The organism is Ideonella sp., from assembly GCF_044358605.1.
Classification (GTDB): domain Bacteria; phylum Pseudomonadota; class Gammaproteobacteria; order Burkholderiales; family Burkholderiaceae_C; genus Ideonella.
The window spans coordinates 24,860-46,770 of record NZ_JBIKNQ010000027.1; the positions used below are offsets into that span (position 1 = coordinate 24,860).

Annotated in this window: 23 protein-coding genes; 17 read left to right on the plus strand and 6 right to left on the minus strand. The window is 64.8% G+C overall.

All coding sequences use genetic code 11. From position 1 onward, the window contains the following. Positions 1–3: 3 nt before the first annotated feature. The 3 genes from ACIQ3Q_RS11225 (at position 4) to ACIQ3Q_RS11235 (ending at position 3,828) form a co-directional block, all read left to right on the plus strand. Complete coding sequence (locus tag ACIQ3Q_RS11225) at positions 4–2,493, plus strand: PBP1A family penicillin-binding protein (protein ID WP_396269165.1); 2,490 nt, start codon at positions 4–6, stop codon at positions 2,491–2,493. A gap of 10 nt (positions 2,494–2,503) precedes the next feature. Further along, entirely contained in the window at positions 2,504–2,797 is a 294-nt protein-coding gene (locus tag ACIQ3Q_RS11230; RefSeq protein WP_396269166.1) for a YciI family protein, read from the plus strand. Positions 2,798–3,210: 413 nt separating this feature from the next. Beyond that, positions 3,211–3,828: an HD family hydrolase gene (locus ACIQ3Q_RS11235; protein ID WP_396269167.1), complete on the plus strand. Its 618-nt coding sequence runs from the start codon at positions 3,211–3,213 to the stop codon at positions 3,826–3,828. A gap of 482 nt (positions 3,829–4,310) precedes the next feature. Here ACIQ3Q_RS11235 and ACIQ3Q_RS11240 read toward each other — a convergent pair whose 3' ends face one another. Genes ACIQ3Q_RS11240 through ACIQ3Q_RS11255 form a run of 4 tightly spaced genes read right to left on the minus strand, consistent with a single transcriptional unit; the run spans position 4,311 to position 7,624 of the window. After that, complete coding sequence (locus tag ACIQ3Q_RS11240) at positions 4,311–4,766, minus strand: YciI family protein (protein WP_396269168.1); 456 nt, start codon at positions 4,764–4,766, stop codon at positions 4,311–4,313. Continuing rightward, positions 4,763–5,044: a TfoX/Sxy family protein gene (locus tag ACIQ3Q_RS11245; protein WP_396269169.1), complete on the minus strand. Its 282-nt coding sequence runs from the start codon at positions 5,042–5,044 to the stop codon at positions 4,763–4,765. Before ACIQ3Q_RS11245 ends, ACIQ3Q_RS11240 begins: the two co-directional genes overlap by 4 nt. Next, the gene (locus ACIQ3Q_RS11250; RefSeq protein WP_396269170.1) at positions 5,037–5,660 is read right to left on the minus strand and encodes a class I SAM-dependent methyltransferase; all 624 of its coding nucleotides are present in this window, start codon (positions 5,658–5,660) and stop codon (positions 5,037–5,039) included. The genes ACIQ3Q_RS11245 and ACIQ3Q_RS11250 overlap by 8 nt, the downstream gene beginning before the upstream one ends. Positions 5,661–5,683: 23 nt before the next feature. Continuing rightward, positions 5,684–7,624: an NAD(P)-binding protein gene (locus ACIQ3Q_RS11255; protein ID WP_396269171.1), complete on the minus strand. Its 1,941-nt coding sequence runs from the start codon at positions 7,622–7,624 to the stop codon at positions 5,684–5,686. Positions 7,625–7,686: 62 nt separating this feature from the next. On the opposite strand from ACIQ3Q_RS11255, the gene ACIQ3Q_RS11260 reads away from it, so the two are divergent. From ACIQ3Q_RS11260 to ACIQ3Q_RS11270, 3 genes are all read left to right on the plus strand, one after another. Then, positions 7,687–8,244: a hemerythrin domain-containing protein gene (locus ACIQ3Q_RS11260; protein WP_396269172.1), complete on the plus strand. Its 558-nt coding sequence runs from the start codon at positions 7,687–7,689 to the stop codon at positions 8,242–8,244. Positions 8,245–8,324: 80 nt separating this feature from the next. Further along, complete coding sequence (locus tag ACIQ3Q_RS11265; protein WP_396269173.1) at positions 8,325–8,897, plus strand: thioredoxin fold domain-containing protein; 573 nt, start codon at positions 8,325–8,327, stop codon at positions 8,895–8,897. Then, positions 8,894–9,067 (plus strand): hypothetical protein, encoded by a 174-nt coding sequence (locus tag ACIQ3Q_RS11270; protein WP_396269174.1) that lies wholly within the window; start codon positions 8,894–8,896, stop codon positions 9,065–9,067. The genes ACIQ3Q_RS11265 and ACIQ3Q_RS11270 overlap by 4 nt, the downstream gene beginning before the upstream one ends. On the opposite strand, the gene mnmA is transcribed toward ACIQ3Q_RS11270, so the two are convergent. Then, positions 9,051–10,166 carry a tRNA 2-thiouridine(34) synthase MnmA gene (mnmA, locus tag ACIQ3Q_RS11275; protein WP_396269175.1) on the minus strand — a complete coding sequence of 372 codons (1,116 nt, stop codon included), beginning with the start codon at positions 10,164–10,166 and terminating at the stop codon, positions 9,051–9,053. The two genes, ACIQ3Q_RS11270 and mnmA, sit on opposite strands and share 17 nt — an antisense overlap. 86 nt (positions 10,167–10,252) lie before the next feature. On the opposite strand from mnmA, the gene ACIQ3Q_RS11280 reads away from it, so the two are divergent. Both ACIQ3Q_RS11280 and ACIQ3Q_RS11285 read left to right on the plus strand, forming a co-directional pair. Further along, positions 10,253–11,419: an FIST signal transduction protein gene (locus ACIQ3Q_RS11280; RefSeq protein WP_396269176.1), complete on the plus strand. Its 1,167-nt coding sequence runs from the start codon at positions 10,253–10,255 to the stop codon at positions 11,417–11,419. Next, positions 11,419–12,849, plus strand: coding sequence for an ATP-binding protein (locus ACIQ3Q_RS11285; protein ID WP_396269177.1), 1,431 nt, complete (start codon positions 11,419–11,421; stop codon positions 12,847–12,849). The genes ACIQ3Q_RS11280 and ACIQ3Q_RS11285 overlap by 1 nt, the downstream gene beginning before the upstream one ends. A 49-nt stretch (positions 12,850–12,898) precedes the next feature. Here ACIQ3Q_RS11285 and ACIQ3Q_RS11290 read toward each other — a convergent pair whose 3' ends face one another. Further along, positions 12,899–13,387, minus strand: coding sequence for an NUDIX hydrolase (locus tag ACIQ3Q_RS11290; protein WP_396269178.1), 489 nt, complete (start codon positions 13,385–13,387; stop codon positions 12,899–12,901). 161 nt (positions 13,388–13,548) lie between these two features. On the opposite strand from ACIQ3Q_RS11290, the gene ACIQ3Q_RS11295 reads away from it, so the two are divergent. The 9 genes from ACIQ3Q_RS11295 (at position 13,549) to ACIQ3Q_RS11335 (ending at position 21,767) form a co-directional block, all read left to right on the plus strand. Beyond that, positions 13,549–14,679 carry an NAD(P) transhydrogenase subunit alpha gene (locus ACIQ3Q_RS11295; protein WP_396269179.1) on the plus strand — a complete coding sequence of 377 codons (1,131 nt, stop codon included), beginning with the start codon at positions 13,549–13,551 and terminating at the stop codon, positions 14,677–14,679. 37 nt (positions 14,680–14,716) lie between these two features. After that, positions 14,717–15,052 carry an NAD(P) transhydrogenase subunit alpha gene (locus ACIQ3Q_RS11300; RefSeq protein WP_396269180.1) on the plus strand — a complete coding sequence of 112 codons (336 nt, stop codon included), beginning with the start codon at positions 14,717–14,719 and terminating at the stop codon, positions 15,050–15,052. Further along, the gene (locus ACIQ3Q_RS11305; protein ID WP_396269181.1) at positions 15,052–16,473 is read left to right on the plus strand and encodes an NAD(P)(+) transhydrogenase (Re/Si-specific) subunit beta; all 1,422 of its coding nucleotides are present in this window, start codon (positions 15,052–15,054) and stop codon (positions 16,471–16,473) included. The genes ACIQ3Q_RS11300 and ACIQ3Q_RS11305 overlap by 1 nt, the downstream gene beginning before the upstream one ends. A gap of 40 nt (positions 16,474–16,513) precedes the next feature. Then, the gene (locus ACIQ3Q_RS11310) at positions 16,514–17,437 is read left to right on the plus strand and encodes a DUF1176 domain-containing protein (protein WP_396269182.1); all 924 of its coding nucleotides are present in this window, start codon (positions 16,514–16,516) and stop codon (positions 17,435–17,437) included. Continuing rightward, positions 17,437–18,180, plus strand: coding sequence for a 5'-methylthioadenosine/adenosylhomocysteine nucleosidase (locus tag ACIQ3Q_RS11315; RefSeq protein WP_396269183.1), 744 nt, complete (start codon positions 17,437–17,439; stop codon positions 18,178–18,180). The genes ACIQ3Q_RS11310 and ACIQ3Q_RS11315 overlap by 1 nt, the downstream gene beginning before the upstream one ends. A 91-nt stretch (positions 18,181–18,271) precedes the next feature. Continuing rightward, on the plus strand, positions 18,272–19,954 hold the full coding sequence (locus ACIQ3Q_RS11320; protein ID WP_396269184.1) for a long-chain-fatty-acid--CoA ligase: 1,683 nt from the start codon (positions 18,272–18,274) through the stop codon (positions 19,952–19,954). Positions 19,955–20,019: 65 nt separating this feature from the next. Then, positions 20,020–20,508, plus strand: a complete 489-nt coding sequence (locus ACIQ3Q_RS11325; RefSeq protein ID WP_396269185.1) for a hypothetical protein — start codon at positions 20,020–20,022, stop codon at positions 20,506–20,508. Positions 20,509–20,523: 15 nt separating this feature from the next. Then, positions 20,524–21,261 carry a 16S rRNA (uracil(1498)-N(3))-methyltransferase gene (locus ACIQ3Q_RS11330; protein WP_396269186.1) on the plus strand — a complete coding sequence of 246 codons (738 nt, stop codon included), beginning with the start codon at positions 20,524–20,526 and terminating at the stop codon, positions 21,259–21,261. 233 nt (positions 21,262–21,494) lie between these two features. Next, positions 21,495–21,767, plus strand: a complete 273-nt coding sequence (locus ACIQ3Q_RS11335; protein WP_396269187.1) for a YidB family protein — start codon at positions 21,495–21,497, stop codon at positions 21,765–21,767. Positions 21,768–21,911 lie beyond the last annotated feature (144 nt).

Genomic DNA, 21,911 nt, shown 5'->3' on the forward strand with positions numbered 1-21,911 from the left:
TGGATGCCTGCACCTTCCGCCCCCCCTGCGCCCCTGTGGCGCCGCAAGCTCAACACCCTGCTGCTGGCCGTGGGCCTGTTGGGCTTGCTGACGGTGCTGGCCATTGCCGTGGTGGCCGCCATCTACACGCCGCAACTGCCTGCGCTGGACAAAGTGACGGACTACAACCCGCAACTGCCGCTCAAGGTGCAAACGCGCGACGGTGTGGAGATCGCGCTCTTTGGCGCCGAGAAGCGGGTTTTTGTGCCGATTGCGCAGATTCCCACTCGGCTGCAAGACGCCGTACTGGCCGTCGAAGACAGCCGCTTTCGCGAGCACCGCGGCATTGACTTTCGCGGCGTGGCACGCGCCCTGTTCTCCAACCTGACCGGTGGCCTGCGCCAGGGCGCGTCCACCATCACCCAACAGGTGGCGCGCAACTTCTTTTTGACGAACCGCCGTACTCTGGAGCGCAAAATCAAAGAAGCGCTGCTGGCCTTGAAGATGGAAGAGACGCTGAGCAAGGACCAGATCCTGGAGCTCTACATGAACCAGATCTACCTGGGCCACCGCTCTTACGGCTTTGGGGCGGCCGCTCAGGTGTACTTTGGCAAAACCCTGGATCAGCTCAGCATTGCCGAATGCGCCATGCTGGCCGGACTGCCGCAAAACCCGGCCTTTCACAACCCACGCACCAACTTTGCCAAGGCCCAAAACCGCCAGCGCGTGGTGCTGATGCGCATGCGCGATACCGGCGTGATCACCGAAGAAGAGCACGCCGCCGCCCGCGCCGAGGTGCTGAAGCTGCGCTCGGCGCTAGACGTCCCGGTGCACGCCGAGTACGTGGCCGAGATGGCGCGCTTGGTCGTGGTTGAGCGCTTTGGAGAAGCGGCTTATCAGCGCGGCCTGACCGTCACCACCACCCTGGTGGCCGAAGAGCAGCGAGCGGCCTATGCGGCACTGCGCAAGTCCTTGATGGAGCACGACCGCAAACAAGCCTGGCGCGGCCCCGAGGACAGCGAAGACTTGCCCGAAGACGAAGCCGCCGCCGAGTTAGCCGCCGGCCAGTTGCTCAAAGAGCACCGCGACGACGAAGACCTGCGCGTGGCCATCGTCATGCAAGCCAGCCCGAAGGAAGTGCAAGCCCGCTTGGCCACCGGCGAGTTGCTGCGCCTGAATGGCGACGCCTTGCGCTGGGTGCAACCCGCCCTGGCCGCCAATGCCCCCAAAGCGATTGCGCTCAAGCGCGGCGCCATCATCCGCGTGGCCAAAGCGCCCAAGTCCACCCCTGAGAAGCCCCAATGGCAGGTCAGCCAGTGGCCCGATGTGCAAGGCGCTTTTGTCGCCCTGGAGCCAAACACCGGCCGCATCCGCGCCTTGGTCGGCGGCTTTGACTTTCAGCGCCAGCCCTTTAACCATGTGACCCAGGCTTGGCGTCAGCCCGGCTCCAGCTTCAAACCGCTGCTGTACTCGGCCGCGCTGGAGCAAGGCCTGATGCCGGAGACTTTGCTCAACGACATGCCGCTGGAGAACGTCGGCAACTGGGACCCTCAAAACTCCGACGGCTCCGCCGACGGCCCGGTGACGCTGCGCACTGCGCTGACCAAGTCCAAGAACCTGGTCAGCGCACGCGTGGCACAGCACATGGGCGTGGAGCCGGTGCGGCAATGGGCCGAACGCTTTGGCCTGGACGCCAAGAAGCAGCCCGACAACCTCACGGTGGCCTTGGGCGCAGGCAGCGTGACCCCGCTGCAAATGGCTCAGGCCTATGGTGTGCTGGCTAACGGCGGCTGGCGCGTCACGCCCCGCGTGATCGAGCGCATCACCGACGCCAAAGGGCAGGTGCTGTGGGAGGCCCCGGCCATCGCACCGCTGCTTGACACACCGACGGCGGCAGCTTCCTCCGCACTCTCGACGGACGGCACCGCAGAACCCGCAGCCACGGCCGCCGCCAGCAGCCCCGCCGAGCTCTACCAAGTGCCCATGCCACCGCCACCCGCTGCGGCCACCGCCGCCTCTGGCGCCGAGCAGCCCGCCGTGCGCGTGATCCCGGCCCGCAACGCCTTCATCACCAACAGCCTGCTGCAAGAGGTGACGCGCGTCGGCACCGCCGCCAAAGCCCAAGCCCAACTCAAACGGCCCGATCTCTATGGCAAAACCGGCACCACCAATGACGCGGTGGACGCCTGGTTTGTGGGCTTCCAGCCCAGCATCGCGGCGGCCGTCTGGATTGGCCACGACGAGCCCCGCAGCCTGGGCCAGCGCGAGAGCGGCGGCGGCCTGGCCCTGCCGGTGTGGATCGCCTACATGGAGAAGGCCCTGAAAACCGTGCCTGTGCAAGAGCTGAGCCCACCCGCCGGTGTGATGCGCGCCGACCACGACTGGCGCTATGTCGAGTGGGCCGAGGGCGGCTTTGTGCGCAGCGTGGGCCTGCCACCGCCCGAGCCTGCCGCCTCAGGCGCCTCTGCCCCAGCGCCTGAGGACGCACCGGCCCGCCCCGCCTCTTCCCCTTGAAAGGTCAGCCATGCGATACATGGTCGTGTTTGATGACACCCCTGAGATGGCCGCTGTGCGCCAGCGCTTGGAGCCCGAGCACCTCGCTTTTTTAGAACGTTACCGAAGCGAAATCCCCATGGCGGGCGGCCTGCGCCAAGAGCCCGGTGGCGCCTACACCGGCGGCCTCTGGGTGTTTGAAGTCAGCAGCCGAGAACGCGCCGTCGAACTGATCCAACTTGACCCCTATTACCAAGCTCATGCACGCCGCTATCGCCTGGAGTTTTGGGGCAAGGCCTTTCCTGAGGTCAGCGTGCTGATGTAGATCCGGTTTCACTTCGATTGGCGGCTCTGCTCAACGCTTGATGGCGTTGATGCGTGCAGAGGGGCTTGAGGGTGTGATTCCGCTCATGTCCCCCGGACGCTCACGCGTCCTCCTCCTTAACTTCGCTACATCACACCCCCAAGCCCCTCTGCCATTTGGTACGCTGGCGGCCTATGGTGCGGCAGGCCACAGCCGAATGACGATTGACCTTTCCCGTTCTTCCTTATGAGTGCAGCATTGAATTTGGTTGCCACCCCTTGGAGCGAGTCCGAAGGGATATGTACCTGCTGCGGAAATAGGTCCAAGACGATTTGGGGCGACCTGTCCGTCGACCAGATGGCAGTGGCTGTCTACTATGTTCAATGGACCACCGAATCTACGGAGCACTTTCCAAACTTTGACTTCGTGATCGGGTGTCCGACTTGTCTACCTCATCAAAGATTCATGTGAACGATCGTCTCAATTCAATCGTCGCGTTTCTGACCGACATTGAGCGCCTCAAGCTCGTAGAGCGGCGAGCCCTTGTGAGCAATCTTTCCCGGCGCGAGAACTCTGCGGAGCATAGTTGGCATCTTGCGATCGGGCTGCTGACGGTGGCGCGTGACTTGGGAGTGAGTCTGGATCTCCACAAGGCGCTGATCATGTCCCTGATCCACGATATCTGTGAGATCGACGCCGGGGACACGCCAGCGTATGGAACAACGCGCCCAGATCAACACGAAGCTGAACAGCAGTGCGTTGATCGCCTATCTGGCCATAATTGCACCTTTGCCTCTGAGCTTCGAGACCTGTGGGAGGAGTACGAAGCCCAAGTAACGACTGAGAGTCGATGGGTCAAGGTCCTTGACAGGTTCACGCCATTTGTCGTCAACCTAGCCTGTGGCGGTGCGAACTGGCGCGAGCAAAACGTCTCGCGCTCGCAGCTTCTACGTGTGAACGAGCCCGTGCGCCTTCATGCGCCGGAGATCTACGATTGGATGCTTCACCGGATTGAGCAATGCGTTAGAGATGGCTGGCTGCGTGATGAATAGGCCGTCAAGCTCGCAATCAAATGAGCATCGCATGGAGTGTCCGGGTCAGTCGACGGTCGTCATCATCTGAAACGTATGCGGCTCTATTTCCGGTCTCTTGCTGGTGCCAAAACCCAACTCAGTGATTGGGAATACCACTGAGTCATGGCCTTAGCGTGCCACCTCACCACCCGCCCTGGCGCGGGGTAGGCCCCGGGGCGATTTGAGAGGCGCTGAGGCGCGCAGGGATGGCCTGGGGCGCGCGCAGCGCGCATCAATGTCTAGCTTGCCGCGCTTGTTTGAGTGCAGTGAGCGCAAGCGAACGGAGCGAGTTGTGCGGCACCCAGCCCAGCGCGAGCACCGCAAGGGAGTCGGCGCAGCCGACCGCCTCTCGCATGAGCCCTGGGGCCTACCCCGCGACAGGGCCAGCCAGCACCAACCTGAAGACGTGGAAGGAAGACGCGCTCACACCGAGTCCCCTGCCGACGGACTACACCAAGGCCTCAACGCTTCAACGCCACCGCATACGGATGCAGCGTGGCCAGCATCACCCCCGCTTTGACCGCCGGATCACCCTCCATGAAGCGGCGCGCGGCGGCTTCGTCGTCGGCCTCGAAGATCACCAAGCCAAAGGTCTTGTCCAAGGGCTCGTTGGTGCGACCGGCCTGCAGCACTTGGCCCGCTTCGGTGGCTGCCTTCAGGTATTGAAAATGTGCGCCCACCAGGCCGCGCTCGCGGTCGGTCCACGCGCTGTCTTGTTGCAGGTTCAGGGCGAGGCGCAGTACATAGAGGAATGTGGGTCGGGTCATGGTTTTGGCGGGGCTGGGCGCGGTGGTGGTTGTGGACGCGGGCGCAGGCGATGTGGCTGATTGCGCTTGCACCGCGCTGGCGTACGAGAATGCCGCCGCACTCAAAACCAGCAGGGTGAGGCAGCGCAGGCGCGTTGGGGTGAGGGTCATGTAGAAGACTCTTTGGTAGACCGATATTCATGCTCTTCCAGCGCCATCAACAAGCTGGTGCGGTGCTCCCGGGCCACCTGCTGCCAGGGCAAGCCGGTGAGGGCGCCCTCCAAGGCCCACAACAAATTCAAGCTGGCTTGGGGCTGGCTTCGGCGCACTTGTGCAAAGGCGCGCACGGCCCCCAAGGCGCGCAGTTGTGCCACGTCGCTGAGGCCTGCGGCGCGCAGCATCTGTGCTGAGGCGGGGCCGAGGTTGGGGAGGCTGGCGAGATCAGGCATCGCTGGCGGCGTGCAAGACCAAACCTTGCTCTTGGTGGATGAGGTGCACATGGCTGAACCCAGCGTCACGCAGAGCCTGCGCCTGCTCGTCCACCGTCATATAGAGCTGATCATTCTGCTGCCCGCCCGGGCCGCAAAAGTGGTCGCAGACCAGGTAGACACCACGGCCGCCCAGCAAGGCGCGCACCCGCTGATGCAAGCCCAGGGCATGGCGCTTGTGCCGCAACTCATGCACAGCCTGATGCGTCAGCACCGCATCGATGCGCCCCAGGCCACTCAGTGCGTCGGCCTGGCCCATGTCGCGCAGCACAAACTCTGCACGCGCCGCCAAGGTGCCCAAGCGCTCCCGCGCCAGCTCGTGCATGGCGGAGGAGTTGTCCAGCAGCACCATCTGAAGGTCGGGGAGGGCGTTCAACACATGCTGGGCCAAGAAACCTGGGCCGCTGGCCAGCTCTAACACGCGGCAGCGGCCCGGGAAGCGCTGCCTCAAAGCCTGTGCGTGAGCCTCAAAAAACACCGGCCTGGCCGGTCGACGTTCAAGGGCCGCTGCGGCCCATTCGCGGGCGGTCTGGGGGTCTTTCAGGTCGATGGGGCTGGGGACATCAAGCGGGGTCATGGTTCATCCCATACAGGCATTGTTCAGGGGCGGTACGGCCCCGGGCGCTGGGTCCAGCGTGGCAGTTCTGCCTCGGGCAGCAGCTCGCTGATGGCGCGGGTGGCTTGATCGATGGCGCTGTGGGCGTAAGCATAGGCGCCGGCGTCGCTGTTGGCGATGGCCACGCGGCCCCAGCCCTGGCGGGCCTGTTCGCAGGGCAGCGGGCCCTGGGGCCAGAAGGCGTCGGCGCCATGCATGTATTCATAAGCATAGCCGTGAGCCCAGCGGTTGAAGGTCACCGCTTCGACATCGCTGTCCTGGAAGCCATAAGGCCCCAGGGCGCTGCGCAGCAAGTGCATGGCGGGCGCGAGCAGGTCCTCAGTGCGCCAAGCTTGCAATTGCTGGCGGCCCTGGCTGGCTTGTTGGCGCGGCGGCAGGCCTTGGGCCTCCACGGGCAACACCACTTTGGCCAGGTGCAACAAGATGGGGTGGTCCGGCCCGGGCGAGGCGCGGGCTGAGCCCAGGTTGACCGGAAAGTCCAGGCTGGCCTCGGGCCAGAAGCCGCCCACCGAGCGCAGGCCGCTCCAGCCCGCGCGGGCAAAGGGGCGCCAGTTCGACAGCAACACATTGGCATAGATCAGCGGCGTTTTGACCTGGTCCGACAGGGCTTGGCGCTGGGCTTGGGGCAGCTCATCGCACATGCGCGCCACAGCGCGGTGCCAGCAGGCCAGCACCACGCGGCGCGCCCGCACTTGGCGCCGCTGGCCTTGGGCATCGAGCATGTCTAACTGCACGGTCTGAGCGGTGGGGACCGGGCCCTCGTGCTGGACCTTCACCACGGTGTGTCGCAAACGCAGGCGCACGGCGGCAGCGGGGTCGCTCAACGCGGCCCCATTGATGGGCGTGTCCACCAAGCTCTCCAACCCTTGCCCCGGCAAGACCGCCGGGTTCAGGCTGCGCAGCAAGGCCCGGGCCACACCGTGGTTGCCATCGGGGAAGTGATAGATGTAGCGATCGCTGCTTTGCTGCAGTTGCTGCGCGCTGGGCGAGAGGCGCGGCTCGGGCTGTTCGCCCAGCGCCAGCCCGGCAAAGCCGGGCAAGCCTGCGGCCCAAGCGTCCAGGGCATTGACGCGGTCGATGCCCACGCCGAAGTAGGCCTCGGTGTCTCGCTGAAAGTACTGGGCCACTTGCGGGTGCAGGCGCCAGACGCGCAGCAAGAAGTGGCGATAGCTGATGCGCGCCAAGGTGTCGCGGCGCTGGCGGGGGCTGCGCGCTTGGGGCAGCAGGTCTTCCACACTGTTGAGCAGGCGCAGCAAGTCGGACTGGGCCTGCGGCGCCATGGGCAAGGCAGCGGCCCATAAACGCTGGGCTTGGGTGCGGCGCGGCGGCAGCACCACGGGCTGGCTGGCCACCGGCCACACGCCGGGCTCAAACACCAGGGCTTGGCCCTTCAAACCGTGGCGCTCGTGCCAGCCGTGGTCGAAAAACTCGCTATCAAAGCGCGTCAGGTCAATGCCCACCCCTTGCAGCACCGCATGCACCGCCGGTGAAAAGAGGCTCGGGCTGTCCAAGGATTGCGAGCCGCCATAGCCCACCAAACGCTGGCCGCTGCGGCTGGTGAATTCATTGCGGTGGGCATGGCCGCCCAGGTGCTCGCCGGCCTCCAGCAGCAAGATGCGCGGCTCGCGCCCTTGGCGGCGCTCATGCTGCTGGAACCACCAAGCAGCCGCCAAGCCAGACAGCCCCGCACCCACCACCACCAAGTCTTCGACGGCCTCGACGCCCGCGTCGCCCTGCTGTATCGGCTGCTGCTGGTAGGCGCTGGGGTGGTCGCGCCAGTGGTGGGCGGTAGCGCGAGCGTCGTTGGTTTGTCCTTCTTCGCGCAGCAGCGGCGCATGGGCCCCTGTGGCAGCCAGCCCTGTCGAGACGCCGCTCAGGGCCAAACCTTCCAGAAAATCTCGACGAGTGATGTGGGGCCAGCGCATGTGAGATTGTGGGCATGTTTCGGCGCAAGGCTCGCGCTGCTATTTGGGGGTATCGTGAGCACATGAGTGCCGCTCTTGACGCCCTGCAATCCAGCCCAGGCGCGGGCTTTGACCAGCCCCTGGACATGCTGGAGGCCTGCCACGAGCGCTTGCGGCGCAGCTTGGCGCTGCTCGAGCGGCTCAGCGCCCATGTCAACACCCAAGGCGCCGATCGCCCCGCCCAAGACGCCGCTCGCGATGTGCTCCGCTACTTCGACCTGGCCGCCCCTCACCACCACCGCGACGAAGAGTTGCACCTGCTGCCCCTGCTGCAAGCCGACCCAGCCACCCAGGCCTGGGCGCAGCAAGTGCTGAGTGACCATGCCCAACTGGCGCAAGCCTGGGCTGCGGCGCGCCCGGCCTTGGCGGGCCTGAGCCAAGGGCATTGGCCACCCGCCCAAGGGGCCGCTTGCGCACAAGCCCAATGGGCGCAGTGGTCGCAGGCCCTGCTGGCCCATGCTGCCTGGGAAGACGCCGTGATCTACCCTTGGGTGCGCCAGCAGGTCGGCCCCGCGGACCTGCACACCATAGGCCAGGAGATGGCACAGCGCCGTGGCGTCTCGCACGCCTCCCCAGTGTGATGGCCCACGCGCCCACCAAGGCTGATAAAGCTTGGCTACCATTGCGGTCTCGTTCCCTTGAATCCATTGAAAGCCCGCTCATGCTGCGTCGCTCCCTTGCCCTGACCTTCTTGGTGGGTCTACCCTTGATGGCCTGCTCTGACGCGGCCAACACCGCCCCCGTCGCCGCGACCGGCTCAGCGGCAGACATCGAGGCCTACCAAAAGGCCGCCAAAGCCCATGGCTTTGCCACCGGGCCTGTGATGGCCTCGCAAACCATTTATGTGTTTTTTGACCCGGCTTGCCCGCACTGCGCACAGTTGTGGATGAACGCCAAACCGCTGGTGAAGAAGCTGCGCATCGTCTGGATCCCTGTCGGCTGGCTGCGGCCCAAGTCCATCGAGGTGGGGGCTGCCATCCTCGCCGCGCCTACACCCGCCGTCGCCATGGAAGAGCACGAGAGCAAGATGCTGGCCCGCACCGGCGCGCTGGCCGTGCCCGAGAACCTGCCGGAAGACGCCAAGGCCAAAGTCAAGGCCAACACCGAGCTCTTCCTGAGCCTGCGCACAGAGAGTGTGCCGCTGACCCTTTATCGCAATGGCAAAACCGGCGCCCATGGGCGCACCGAGGGCGCCATCAGCGCCGATGAAATCTCTAACTTGGTGGGCTTATGAGACGCAATGGTGGTGTAGGTCGGGGTGCTGCGCGTGGCGCTGCACGGGGTGGGCTTAATGGCGCCCTGCGCGGCGCCATCGGCAACAAAGGCCTGGTGCAAGGCCTGTTGATGGGCGTGGTGATGGGCCTGATCCGAGGCGCCATCCGCGCCTTCATGCGGCGGCGCTGATCACCCCGCCGCCCAGGCACACCTCGCCGTCATAGAGCACGGCGGATTGGCCGGGTGTGACCGCCCATTGCGCCTGCGCAAAGTCCAGCCGGAAGTGCGGGCCAGCCGCTGCACTCAGCAGGCCCGGCGAGTCCGCCTGGCGGTAGCGGCTCTTGGTGCCGTAGCTGCCCGCCGTGGGCGGAACGCCCGCCACCCAACTGGCGTTGTCCGCCTCCAGCCATTGGTATTGCAGCGCCGGGTGGTCATGGCCTTGCACCACCACCAAGGCGTTGCGCTCTAAGTCTTTGCGCGCCACAAACCAGGGCTGGTGCTCGCCCCCGCCGCGCGGCGCTTTCTTCTCTTTGACGCCGCCAATGCCCAGGCCCTGGCGCTGGCCCAGGGTATAGAAGCTCAGGCCCACATGCTGGCCGAGTTGGCGGCCCCGCTCGTCAACGATAGGCCCCGGTTGGTGCTTGAGATAGCGGTTCAGGAACTCTCTGAAGGGCCGCTCGCCGATGAAGCAGATACCGGTCGAGTCCTTCTTCTTGGCATTGGGCAGGCCAATCTCTTCGGCCAGGCGCCGCACCTCGGTCTTGGGCAACTCGCCCACCGGAAAGAGGGTGCGCGCCAGTTGCGCCTGGTTCAGGCGGTGCAAGAAGTAGCTTTGGTCTTTCAGCGGGTCCAGGCCTTTGAGCAACTGAAACGCGCCGTCGTGCTGCCGCACCCGCGCATAGTGGCCGGTGGCAATTTTGTCGGCACCGCGTGCAAACGCATGGTCCAAAAAGGCTTTGAACTTGATCTCGGCATTGCACAGCACATCGGGGTTGGGGGTACGCCCCGCCTCGTATTCGCGCAAGAATTCCGCAAATACCCGATCTTTGTAGTCGGCTGCGAAGTTCACATGTTCGATCTCAATGCCGATGACATCTGCAACGGCTGCGGCGTCTACGAAATCGATGTTGGACGAGCAGAACTCGCTGTCGTCGTCGTCTTCCCAGTTTTTCATGAAGATGCCGACCACCTCGTGCCCCTGCTGCTTGAGCAGCCAGGCTGAGACAGCCGAGTCGACACCGCCGGAGAGTCCGACCACGACGCGTTGGTGAGAGATTTTTGGGTTCATGTAACCCGCATTTTAGGAATGCTTGACCGGCTCCCCTCTGCTAGAGTGATCATGCGGCATTGAGGGCAAAGTGCAGAGGAGTATTGATGCAAGTCGCCCAACTCAACATTTCGCCCCAAGACAGGCCAGACCCCGCCCTCTTGCGCGGGCTCATGGCAGCGCCCCCCGATCTGCTGCTGCTCTTCGGCGACGCCGCGCTGCTGCATGATGCGGCTTGGCTCGCTGCCTTGCGCGAGACCTGGCCCACCGCATCCCTGGCGGGGTGTTCTACCGCCGGGCAGATTCAGGGTGAAACCGTCCACTCTCACGGCGGCGTCTTGACCGCAGTGCGCTTTGAGCATGCCCAAGTCCAGGTCGTGCGCGTGCCGCTGAACGGCCTAGAAGGCTCTCAGGAAGCCGGCAAGGCACTGGCGCGCGCCCTCACGGCGCAGGCCGATACCTCACCCCGTGGCGTCATCGTGCTGGCACAGGGCGTCAACATCAATGGCAGTTGCTTGATCGACGGCCTGCAGTCGGGCTTGCCACCTCAGGTGGTGGTCGCCGGTGGCTTGGCGGGGGATGATGGCGCCTTTGCCCGCACCTGGGTTTTGAGCGACGAGGGCCCCAGCGCCGAGCATGTGGTGGGCATCGGCCTCTATGGCGACCAGCTCTGCTTCGGTCAGGCCGCTTACGGGGGCTGGAAGCCCTTTGGCATGGCGCGGCGGGCCACCCGCGTTGAAGGCTCGCGCCTGTATGAGCTGGATGGTGAACCGGCCTTGGAGCTGTATCGCCGCTACCTCGGCGACCATGCCAAAGACCTCCCCGCCTCGGGACTGCTGTTTCCCTTTGAAGTGCTGGACGAGCAGTTGCAGCCCACTGGCCTGGTGCGCACCATTTTGGGCATCGACGCAGACAGTGGCTCGCTGACTCTGGCCGGCGACTTGCCCCACCACAGCATGTTGCGGCTGATGTATGCCAGCACCGACGCGCTGGTGGACGGCGCACAAACCGCGGCTGAACACGTGCACCAAGCCTTGCCCGCCCCGGCTGAATTGGCCTTGCTGGTGAGCTGCGTGGGCCGCAAGCTGGTGATGGGCGAGCGGGTCGAAGAGGAGTTGGAAGCGGTGAAGGGCAGCCTCGGCGCTCATGCAGCGTTGATGGGCTTTTACTCCTATGGCGAGATCGCCCCCTTGGGCCATGACCAAGCCAGCATCTGCAGCCTGAACAACCAGACCATGACGATTCTGGGACTGTGTGAGCGCTCTGCGTCCTGATGTCTGACCCCAGCAAGACCTCCAAACTGTTGGCACGGCAGCTGCGCGCCACCCTGGGCGCGCCAAGCCGCGACGCCCTGGGCGCACAGTTTGGGCCCGAGGCCAGCGTGGACGAGTTGCGCCATTTGGCCGCGCGGCTACCCGCGCTGCTCGAAAGAGTGGACACGGCCTACCTGGACATGGAGCGCGACTTGGCCCTGGTACAGCGCAGCTTGGAACTCAGCTCCGCCGAGTTAAACGCCGCGCGTGATGTGGCGGAGCAAGCCAACCAGGCGAAGTCCCGCTTTCTGGCCAATGTCAGCCACGAGCTGCGCACACCGGTCAATGGCTTGGCCGGCATGACCCAGCTCATGCTGATGGGCTCGTCCTTGAGTGAGGCGGACCGCGCGCGCCTGGAAGTGATGGACCGCTCGACCCGCGCCCTGCAAGCCATCATCAGCGACCTGCTGGACTGGGCCCAGGCCGATGCCCGCCGCGTGCGTCTGGAAAGCGAGCCCTTCTCGGTGCATGAGTTGCTGCGCGACGTGATGGTGCTGCTTCAAGGCGATGCCGACCGCAAGGGCCTGCAACTGCGCAGCCATTTGGCGCCCGATCTGCCACCCCGCTTGATGGGGGATGCGGGGCGCCTGCGGCAAATTTTGTTGAATTTGATCGGCAATGCGGTCAAGTTCACCGACCACGGCCAAGTGACAGTGACATTGGCAGGCGCCCCAATAGGCGACGGCATGGACGCGCCCTTTTTGCTGCGTGGCAGCGTGCGCGACACCGGCCCCGGCATCCCAGATGCCGACCGCGACCGCATTTTCCAGCCCTTCCAGCAAGCCGACGCGTCCATCACCCGGCGCCACGGCGGCACCGGCTTGGGCTTGGCCATCAGCGCCAACTTGGTGCAATTGATGGAAGGCACCATGTGCCTGGACTCCCACTTGGGCGAGGGCAGCGAGTTCAGCTTCACGGTGCGGCTGGGGCAGGTGGCGGCCCACGCTGAGCCGCAGGCTCAGCCCAGCGCCCACCTGCCTTCCGCCGGCGACACCCCTCGCAGCGGCCTGCGGGTTTTGGTGGTTGAAGACAACCCGGTCAATCAAGTGGTCGCCCGCGCCCAGTTAGAGCATTTGGGGTGTGAGGTGTCGGTGGTGGAAGACGGTGAATCCGCCCTGGCGCTGCCCGTGCCCCTGGACTATGACCTGGTGCTGATGGACTTGAACATGCCCGGTCTCAGCGGCCTGAGCGTAGCCGAAGGCCTGCGCCGCCGCGAAGCCGCCTTGCCCGAGCCGCACCGCGTCTTCATCTGCGCCCTGACGGCCTGCGCCTCCGACGAAGACCGCCAAATGGCCCTGGCCAGCGGCATGGACGAGCACATTGCCAAACCCGTGCGCCTAGAGACCTTGGACGCGCTGTTGCAGCGCCTAAGCCACCCCCCGGCAGACTGACGCGGCATGGAGGCGCATTCCGGATTGCAAAACGCAAACCGGCCATTGCCTACTTTTGCAGCAGCCCCACACTAGGGTGAGTACTCAAAAGTGCCAAGGGGAAGCGCTTTCCGGCGTGGTGGTCTTCAATGCTTTGCAAGACCAAGGGGCTGCGGTGTCGGTCCACGCTCGCACGCACTTCGGCCAGGCTCATCCACAGCGTTCGCACCACGGGGTGGTCTAAGGCCTGCCCCGCAATGCGGTCGCCTACATCGCCGCAAAAGGCGAAGCGCAAATAGGTGATGTCTTCGTTGGATTGAGCCCGGTGCAGGCGCGCCAAGTACACCCCCACCAGGGCCTCTGGCACGAAGGGGCAGGCGGTTTCTTCCAGCGTTTCTCGGCAGGCCCCGGCGAGCAAAGACTCGCCCGGGTCCAAATGCCCCGCCGGGTTGTTCAGTTTCAGGCCGTCGGAGGTCATCTCCTCGACCAATAGATAGTGCCCCGCGCGGTGAACAACCGCCGCCACGGTGACGCTTGGTTTCCAGCGTTCTTCTCCCATGGTTGCGAATGTTACGCCTGTTGAAACACGCTGAATGCAGCCCTGGCGCAACGCGACCGGGCACGGTGCCTGCTTTAACGGGCTTTGCAGTTAAGCTTTGTCAAGCATCGGCGCAATCTGAACCAGGCCCAACCGCCCGATGTACCAAGAGGAGACAGTCCATGTTGATAGGTGTTCCGCTGGAGACAGCGGCGGGTGAAACGCGCGTTGCCGTCACCCCAGAGACGGCCAAGAAGTATGTGGCCCAGGGTCACAGCGTGCAGGTGCAATCAGGTGCGGGCGTGGCCGCCAGCATCACCGATGCGGCCTTTGAGGCCGTCGGGGCCACCATCGTTGACCGCAACGCCGCCCTGGGGGCCGAGCTGGTGCTCAAGGTGCAGCGGCCCTCGGCAGATGAGCTGGCCCTGATGAAGTCGGGCGCCGTGCTGGTGGGCATGCTCAACCCCTTTGATAAAGACGGTTTGAGCCAGATGGCCACTGCCGGGCTGACCAGCTTTGCCCTCGAAGCTGCGCCGCGCACCACCCGCGCGCAAAGCATGGACGTGCTGTCCAGCCAGGCCAATATCGCGGGCTACAAGGCGGTGATCATGGCCGCCGATCGCTATCAAAAATTCTTCCCCATGCTGATGACGGCGGCGGGCACGGTCAAGGCCGCGCGCGTGGTCATTCTGGGCGTGGGCGTAGCGGGCTTGCAGGCCATTGCCACCGCCAAGCGCTTGGGCGCTGTGATTGAGGCCTCGGACGTTCGTCCTTCCGTCAAGGAGCAGGTCGAGTCCTTGGGTGGCAAATTCATCGACGTGCCCTACGAGACCGCCGAAGAGAAAGAAGCCGCCGAGGGCGTGGGCGGCTATGCCCGACCCATGCCGCAAAGCTGGCTGGACCGCCAGAAGGTGGAAGTGGCCAAGCGCGTAGCCGCCGCCGATGTGGTCATCTCTACCGCGCTGATCCCGGGCCGCGCAGCACCGGTGCTGATCACCGAGGACATGGTCAAAGCCATGAAGCCGGGCTCGGTCATCATCGACATTGCGGCGGGCAAAGGCCCCGATGGCGTGGGCGGCAACTGCCCGCTGACGGAGGCTGGCAAGACCGTGACCAAGCATGGCGTTCACCTCGTGGGCGAGACCAACTTGCCTGGCCTGGTGGCGGCAGATGCCTCGGCCCTATACGCCCGCAATGTGCTGGACTTCCTCAAGCTGGTGTTGACCAAAGACGCCCGCTTTGAGATGCCCGCCGACGACGACATCGTGACCGCCTGCCTGATGACGCAAGGCGGCCAAGTCAAGCGCGCCTGATTCACCACAGCCCGCGCCCAAGACCGAGGAGACCGATATGGATGCTGTATCCCCCACCCTGATCAACCTGATCATTTTTGTGCTGGCCATCTACGTGGGCTACCACGTAGTCTGGACGGTGACCCCCGCCCTGCACACCCCGCTGATGGCCGTGACCAACGCCATCTCCGCCATCGTCATCATCGGCGCCATGCTGGCCGCCGCGCTGACCGAAACCACCTTTGCGCGCACCTTCGGCGTGCTGGCCGTGGCCCTGGCCGCCGTGAATGTGTTCGGGGGCTTTTTGGTGACCCGGCGCATGCTGGAGATGTTCAAGAAGAAAGACAAGAAGCCCGCCGCTGACAAGCCCACGGCCGGGACAGGAGCCGCATGATGTCCATGAACCTTGTTGTCCTGCTGTACCTCGTTGCGAGCGTCTGCTTCATCCAGGCCTTGAAGGGCCTGTCCCATCCCACCACCTCGATTCGCGGCAATGTGTTCGGCATGGTCGGCATGACCATCGCCGTGCTCACCACCACCGCGCTGATCATCAAGCTCTCGGGCAGCGCCAGCGGCCTGTCTTGGGTGCTGCTGGGCTTGGTCGTCGGCGGCGGTGCTGGGGCCGTGATGGCCCAGCGCGTCGAGATGACCAAGATGCCCGAACTCGTGGCCTTCATGCACAGCATGATCGGCTTGGCGGCGGTCTTCATCGCCGTGGCCGCCGTGGCCGAACCCTGGGCCTTCCAAATCTCGCCCAAGGGCGGTGAGATCCCTGCGGGCAACCGCTTGGAGCTGGCGCTGGGCGCCTTCATTGGCGCAGTGACCTTCTCGGGCTCGGTGATCGCCTTCGGCAAGCTCAGTGGCAAGTACAAGTTCCGCTTGTTCCAGGGCGCGCCGGTGGTGTTCCCCGGCCAGCATAAGCTCAATGCTGTCTTGGGACTGGCCTCCTTGTACTGTGTCGTGGCCTTCATGTTCACCGAGTCCCCCACCCAATTTGCCTTGGTCTGCGCCCTGGGTTTTGTGATGGGCGTGCTCATCATCATTCCCATCGGCGGCGCCGACATGCCGGTGGTGGTGTCCATGCTCAACAGCTATTCGGGCTGGGCGGCGGCGGGCATTGGCTTCTCGCTGAACAACAGCATGTTGATCATTGCCGGCTCGCTGGTGGGCAGCTCGGGGGCCATCCTGAGCTACATCATGTGCAAGGCCATGAACCGCAGCTTCTTCAACGTCATCTTGGGTGGCTTTGGTGGTGATGCGGCTGCGGCCACCGGCGGCAAGGCCGAAGCCCGGCCCGTCAAGAGCGGCAGCGCCGACGATGCGGCCTTCATCTTGGGCAATGCTGAAACCGTGGTCATCGTTCCCGGCTATGGCCTGGCCGTGGCACGCGCTCAACACGCGGTGAAGGAACTGGCCGAGAAGCTCACGCACAAGGGCATCACCGTCAAGTACGCCATCCACCCGGTGGCGGGCCGCATGCCCGGCCACATGAACGTGCTGCTGGCCGAAGCCGAAGTGCCCTATGACCAGGTCTTCGAGATGGAAGACATCAACGGCGAGTTCGGCCAGGCCGATGTGGCCATCATCTTGGGCGCCAATGACGTGGTCAACCCCGCTGCGCTGACCAAGGGCAGCCCCATCTACGGCATGCCCATCTTGGAGGCCTACAAGGCCAAGACCATCATCGTCAACAAGCGCTCCATGGCCGCAGGCTATGCCGGCCTGGATAACGAGCTGTTCTACATGGACAAGACCATGATGGTGTTCGGCGACGCCAAGAAGGTGGTCGAGGACATGGTCAAGGCCATCGAGTAAGCCCGGCCAAAGAGGCCCGCGCCGGTGGCATCATCGGCGCATGACCTCTTGCTTGTTCACGATGCGCCCTTGGGCGGCGCTGGCCTTGCTGGCCAGCGCCGCTGGCGCCCAGGCCCAGCTCAGTTGGGCTCATGGCGACTGGCAACTGGTGTGTGACAACACCCGCACCTGCCGGGCTGCCGGTTACACCGCCGAGTCTCAAACCATTCGCTCCAGCGTGCTGATCGAGCGCGCCGCCGGCCCCGGCACGCCCCTGACCCTGAGCTGGAAGGTGGAAGTGGGTGAATCAGCGGCCGAAGAAGTCCGCCCGCCCGTCCAACTCAAGGTGGGCGCGTTGAGCCTCAAAGCGGGCCAGCCCACGCTGAGTGCCGAAGATTCCGCCAAACTGGTGGCCTCCATGCTCAATGCCCCCCACCTGGGCTTTGAGAAAGCGGGCAACCGCGCCGAGGCCGAGGTGGCGCCCGCCCTGCCGGCACCCCGGCCGCGTGTGCTGGCCGCATTGAGCACCCAGGCCGCTGATGCCAGCCTGCACAAGCTGATGTGGGCCGCGGTGCGCGAACGCAGTTGCTGGGAGAGCCTGCCGGACAGCGAAAGCCCCAGCCAAACGGCCATGCGCCTGGACAGCCGCACCTGGCTCTTGGTGCGCGAATGCTCTCGCGCCGCCTACCAAGGAGGATCTATGGCCTGGCTGGTGTCCACCACGCCGCCCTACCGGCCCAAGCCGGTCAGCTTTCCGACCAGCCAAAAGAGCGAGGCCGTGCACGAGCTGGTCGGGCTGGAGCTGATGGACGGCATCGTCAGCAGCGCCGCCAAAGGCCGCAGCGTGGGCGACTGCTGGTCGTCGGCCGAATGGGGCTGGACGGGTGAGCGCTTAGAGCTGCTGAGCGAGAACAGCCGCGGCCGGTGCCGAGGCTTTGCGGGCGGCGCCTGGGACTTGCCCACTTATGTGACGGAGCGCCGCTGATGCTGGCGATTGTCTCGGCCATGCCGCCGGAGTTGGCGGCCCTCAAGGCCCTCATGCCCACCGACCAGATCACGACCGTTGCCGGGCGCCGCTTTCACCAAGGTCAGCTCGCCGGGCAAGACGTGGTGCTGGCGCTCACCGGCATTGGCAAGGTGGCCGCTGCGGCCACGGCCGCCGTGCTGTGCCAGCACTTTCAGGCCTGCGCCTTACTGTTCACCGGCGTGGCGGGCGGCCTCGGGGAGGGTGTGACGGTGGGCGATGTGGTGGTGGCCGACGCCCTGCTGCAGCATGATCTGGATGTCTCCCCCTTGTTCCCGCGATGGGTGGTACCGGGAAAGGGCAAAGACCGCTTCGCCCCAAACCCGCACTGGAGCGAACGCCTGCGGCGCGCTGCACACGCCGTGCTGGCGCAGCCCGAGCCTGAGTTGGCCCAAGGCCTGGCGGCTTTTGGCCTGCACGCGCCACGCTGCCACCAAGGTTTGATCATCAGCGGTGACCGCTTTGTCTCCACCACGGCGGAGAGCCAAGCCTTGCGCAACCTGTTGCCTGACGCGCTGGCGGTGGAGATGGAGGGTGCCGCAGTGGCCCAGGTCTGTGCCGACTTTGACCGCCCCTTTGCAGTGCTGCGCACGGTGTCCGACCGCGCAGACGATCAAGCCCATGTGGATTTTGAGCGCTTTTTGGCCGAGGTCGCCGCCGAGATGGCCCGCGACATCGTGCTCAAAGCCCTCCTCAACCCTTAGGGGTATTCCCCCAAAACTCGCTATCGAATCCCCTGATGCTGACGGCCCATCGCAGCAGGGAGAATCGGGCCTCCGTTCTGGGAGAGGATCCATGGAAAAGATTTGGCTGAAGCGATATCCCGATGGCGTGCCGGCAGAGGTGCAGACGGATGTCTACCACTCTTTGGTGGCCTTGTTGGAAGAGAGCTTCCGCAAGCACCAGGGCCTGCCGGCTTACCGGTTCATGGGCAAGTCCTTCAACTTTGAGTTGATCGACGACCTGTCGCGCGCCTTTGCCGCCTACCTGCAAAGCCTGGGACTGGTCAAGGGCGACCGGGTCGCGGTGATGCTGCCCAATGTGCCGCAGTACCCGGTGGCTGTGGCCGGCATCTTGCGTGCGGGCTTGGTGGTGGTCAACGTCAACCCGCTCTACACCCCGCGTGAGCTGGAGCATCAACTCAAGGACTCTGGCGCCAAGGCCATTGTGATCCTGGAGAACTTTGCCACCACCCTGCAACAAGTGGCCGACGCCGTACCCACCAAGCATGTGGTGCTGGCCGCCATGGGCGACATGATGGGCTTCCTCAAGGGCGCCATCATCAACCATGTGGTGCGCAAAGTGAAGAAGATGGTGCCGGCCTACACGCTGGCCTCACCGGTGCGCTTCAACGATGCCGTCTCAATCGGCCGCCGCAAGCCCTTTACCGCCCCGGTGGTCGGCTCCGACGACATTGCCGTGCTGCAGTACACCGGCGGCACCACCGGCGTCAGCAAGGGCGCCGTGCTGCTGCACCGCAACCTCGTGGCCAATGTGTTGCAGTCTGAGGCCTGGTACCAGCCCGCCCTCAAGAAGATCCCCAAGGGCGAGCAGATCACCACCATCTGCGCGCTGCCGATTTATCACATCTTCGGCTTTAACACGAACATGATGCTGGGCCTGCGCATGGGCGGCTGCAACATCTTGATCGCCAACCCACGCGACCTGCCCGCCCTGTTCAAGGAGCTGAGTCGCGAGCGCTTCCACAGCCTGCCGGCGGTGAACACCTTGTTCAATGCCATGGCCAATCACCCCGAGTTCGACAAGGTGGACTGGAGCCACCTGAAGATCTCGGTGGGTGGTGGCATGGCCGTACAACAAGCCACAGCGCGGCTGTGGCTGGAGAAAACCGGCTGTCCCATCTGCGAGGGCTATGGCCTGTCAGAAACCTCGCCGGTGGCCTCGTGCAACCGCGTCGACACCGACGCCTACAGCGGCACCATCGGCATTCCCGTCTCCAATACCGAGATGAAGCTGCTGGACGACGACGGCAATCTGGTCGCGATGGGCCAAGCTGGCGAGATCGCCATCAAAGGCCCGCAGGTGATGGCGGGTTATTGGCAGCGGCCGGATGAGACCGCCAAGGTCATGACGGCCGACGGCTTCTTCCGCACCGGTGACATCGGCATCATGGACGAACGCGGCTTCTTCAAGATCGTGGACCGCAAGAAGGACATGATCTTGGTCTCGGGCTTCAATGTGTATCCCAACGAAGTCGAAGACGTGCTCACCCAATTGCCGGGCGTGCTGGAATGCGCCGCCGTGGGCGTGCCCGACGACAACGCGGGCGAAGCCGTGAAGGTGGTCATCGTCAAGAAAGATCCGGCGTTGACCGAGCAAGACGTGCGCGCCTGGTGCGAAGCCAACTTGACCGGCTACAAGCGGCCCAAGGTGGTGGAGTTCCGCGCAGAGTTGCCCAAAACGCCGGTTGGCAAGGTGCTGCGCCGGGAACTGCGCGACAAGCCCAGTCTCCATTGAGCTGATGGTCGGCGCCTGCTGACCACAGGCCCCGGGTTGTAGCGCTGGCAGTTCGAGGCGCCCAGATGGTTGATGTTGGATTGTCCGCGCACTATGTGCGCACCGCCGCAGGCCAAGCCGAGATTGGCGCGCGAGCCCTGGGCTTGTCTCGGGCTGCCCGCAATTTGCTGCTGGTCATCAACGCCAGCAAGACGGCGCAGGAATGGCTGCAAGCCCTGCAAGGGGTGAGCAGTGAGGACTTGGCCTATTTGCTGGAGTTGGGCCTGCTCACCCCCGACGCAACGCCCTCCTCCCCCGCCGCCAACCCAGAGCAAATGGCTTGGCAGGCCCTGAGCAAACGCATCAACGCGGCCACTTATGACCAGCTCTACACGGCCTTGACCGCCCAAGCCAAAGCTCAGCTCGGCGTGATGAAGGGCTACCGGATCGTGCTGGACTTGGAAAAGGCCGACGGCGTGGAGGGCCTGCGCAAGGTTGCCCTGGTGTTTGCCGAGGAGGTCAGGGCCAGCCGAGGCATGGGTGCGGTCCAAGAGCTTTACCGTCTGCTGGCCTGAGGCACACTCTCGCCCATGCCGCCTCGTTTGTACCTGGATGCGCCGCTGCATAACGGCGCCGAACTCACCCTCCCCGCTGACGCCTCGCGCCACATTCAAGTGCTGCGCCTGCAGCCCGGCGATGCGCTGACTCTGTTCAATGGCCAAGGTGGCGAATGGGCCGCCAGCGTGACCCGCATGGGCCGGCAAGACGCCGATGTCCGAGTCGAGGCCCACCACGCTTGCAGCCGCGAGCTGCCAGTGGCCGTGAGCTTGGCGCTGGGCATGCCGGCCAACGAACGCATGGATGCCTTGGTCGAAAAGGCCGCCGAATTGGGCGCGGTCGCCATCCAGCCCTTGCACAGCGCACGCTCGGTATTGCGCCTGCACGGTGAGCGTGCCGAGCGCCGCCGCAGCCACTGGCAAGGCGTGGCCCAGGCCGCCGCCGAGCAAAGCGGCCGGACCACCGTCCCCCACATCGCGCCGGTGCAAAACCTGGCCGACTGGCTGGCCAGCTTGAGCCCAGAAGCCGCTGACGGTGAACGCCTGCTGTTGAGCTTTGCGCCTGATGCGCGCCCGCTGTCGGCCTGGGCCGGCCGCCTGGCAGCACACATCACCTTGCTCAGCGGCCCCGAGGGTGGTCTGGACGCCAAGGAAGAAGCACTGGCCCGCAGCCGCGGCTTTGTGCCCTTGAGCCTGGGCCCGCGCGTGCTGCGTGCAGACACCGCTCCACTCGCTACCTTGGCCGGTATCTCCGCACTCTGCACCCTTTGATCTCTGAACACGGCCCGCAAGCCTGTGACGGCTTTGCGACGCTGGCTTTAAGCAATGCACGTTCGTCTTGCTAAACCTAGCGAGATTGGGCGCGGCTCAGGCATGCTGCGAGCCTTCGCTGTCACACGTTTTCTGAGGAGAAATGCCATGGGTTTGCTGGATTCTGTTGTCGGGATGTTGGGCCAAGGAGGCCAGGGCGGCGGTCAAGCTGCGTTGTCAATGTCGTCACCAGCTTGCTGAGCCAAGGCGGCCTGGGCGGCGGCTTGGCCGGTCTGGTGCAACAGTTCCAGCAAGGCAGCCTGGGTGACGTGGTCTCGTCCTGGGTTTCTACAGGCCAGAATCTGCCGATCTCAGCCGAGCAAACCGGGCTCAGCCAAGGCGACCTGATGGGCCAGCTCTCGCAACTGCTGCCGCAAGTCATCGACCAGATGACCCCCAATGGCCAATTGCCGACGGCGGGTGCTCAGCCTGATTTGGGCAGTCTGCTGGGCTCCTTGCTGAAGTGACCCTCACTGGGGTTTCCCCTCGACCGGGGAGACCCCAGGGCCGGTTTGCCGAATCGTGATATTCGGCTTCGACTCACTTTCCCAGAATCGGCTCCCATGATGCTGATGAGGCTGCGCAACGTTTGCGCCCAGTCCATCTTGGCA

Coding starts and splice junctions, on each gene's coding strand:
- ACIQ3Q_RS11225 (WP_396269165.1), top strand. CDS start 4: ATGCCTGCACCTTCCGCCCCCCCTGCGCCCCTGTGGCGCCGCAAGCTC.
- ACIQ3Q_RS11230 (WP_396269166.1), top strand. CDS start 2,504: ATGCGATACATGGTCGTGTTTGATGACACCCCTGAGATGGCCGCTGTG.
- ACIQ3Q_RS11240 (WP_396269168.1), bottom strand. CDS start 4,766: ATGACCCTCACCCCAACGCGCCTGCGCTGCCTCACCCTGCTGGTTTTG.
- ACIQ3Q_RS11245 (WP_396269169.1), bottom strand. CDS start 5,044: ATGCCTGATCTCGCCAGCCTCCCCAACCTCGGCCCCGCCTCAGCACAG.
- ACIQ3Q_RS11250 (WP_396269170.1), bottom strand. CDS start 5,660: ATGACCCCGCTTGATGTCCCCAGCCCCATCGACCTGAAAGACCCCCAG.
- ACIQ3Q_RS11255 (WP_396269171.1), bottom strand. CDS start 7,624: ATGCGCTGGCCCCACATCACTCGTCGAGATTTTCTGGAAGGTTTGGCC.
- ACIQ3Q_RS11260 (WP_396269172.1), top strand. CDS start 7,687: ATGAGTGCCGCTCTTGACGCCCTGCAATCCAGCCCAGGCGCGGGCTTT.
- ACIQ3Q_RS11265 (WP_396269173.1), top strand. CDS start 8,325: ATGCTGCGTCGCTCCCTTGCCCTGACCTTCTTGGTGGGTCTACCCTTG.
- ACIQ3Q_RS11270 (WP_396269174.1), top strand. CDS start 8,894: ATGAGACGCAATGGTGGTGTAGGTCGGGGTGCTGCGCGTGGCGCTGCA.
- mnmA (WP_396269175.1), bottom strand. CDS start 10,166: ATGAACCCAAAAATCTCTCACCAACGCGTCGTGGTCGGACTCTCCGGC.
- ACIQ3Q_RS11280 (WP_396269176.1), top strand. CDS start 10,253: ATGCAAGTCGCCCAACTCAACATTTCGCCCCAAGACAGGCCAGACCCC.
- ACIQ3Q_RS11285 (WP_396269177.1), top strand. CDS start 11,419: ATGTCTGACCCCAGCAAGACCTCCAAACTGTTGGCACGGCAGCTGCGC.
- ACIQ3Q_RS11290 (WP_396269178.1), bottom strand. CDS start 13,387: ATGGGAGAAGAACGCTGGAAACCAAGCGTCACCGTGGCGGCGGTTGTT.
- ACIQ3Q_RS11295 (WP_396269179.1), top strand. CDS start 13,549: ATGTTGATAGGTGTTCCGCTGGAGACAGCGGCGGGTGAAACGCGCGTT.
- ACIQ3Q_RS11300 (WP_396269180.1), top strand. CDS start 14,717: ATGGATGCTGTATCCCCCACCCTGATCAACCTGATCATTTTTGTGCTG.
- ACIQ3Q_RS11305 (WP_396269181.1), top strand. CDS start 15,052: ATGTCCATGAACCTTGTTGTCCTGCTGTACCTCGTTGCGAGCGTCTGC.
- ACIQ3Q_RS11310 (WP_396269182.1), top strand. CDS start 16,514: ATGACCTCTTGCTTGTTCACGATGCGCCCTTGGGCGGCGCTGGCCTTG.
- ACIQ3Q_RS11315 (WP_396269183.1), top strand. CDS start 17,437: ATGCTGGCGATTGTCTCGGCCATGCCGCCGGAGTTGGCGGCCCTCAAG.
- ACIQ3Q_RS11320 (WP_396269184.1), top strand. CDS start 18,272: ATGGAAAAGATTTGGCTGAAGCGATATCCCGATGGCGTGCCGGCAGAG.
- ACIQ3Q_RS11325 (WP_396269185.1), top strand. CDS start 20,020: ATGGTTGATGTTGGATTGTCCGCGCACTATGTGCGCACCGCCGCAGGC.
- ACIQ3Q_RS11330 (WP_396269186.1), top strand. CDS start 20,524: ATGCCGCCTCGTTTGTACCTGGATGCGCCGCTGCATAACGGCGCCGAA.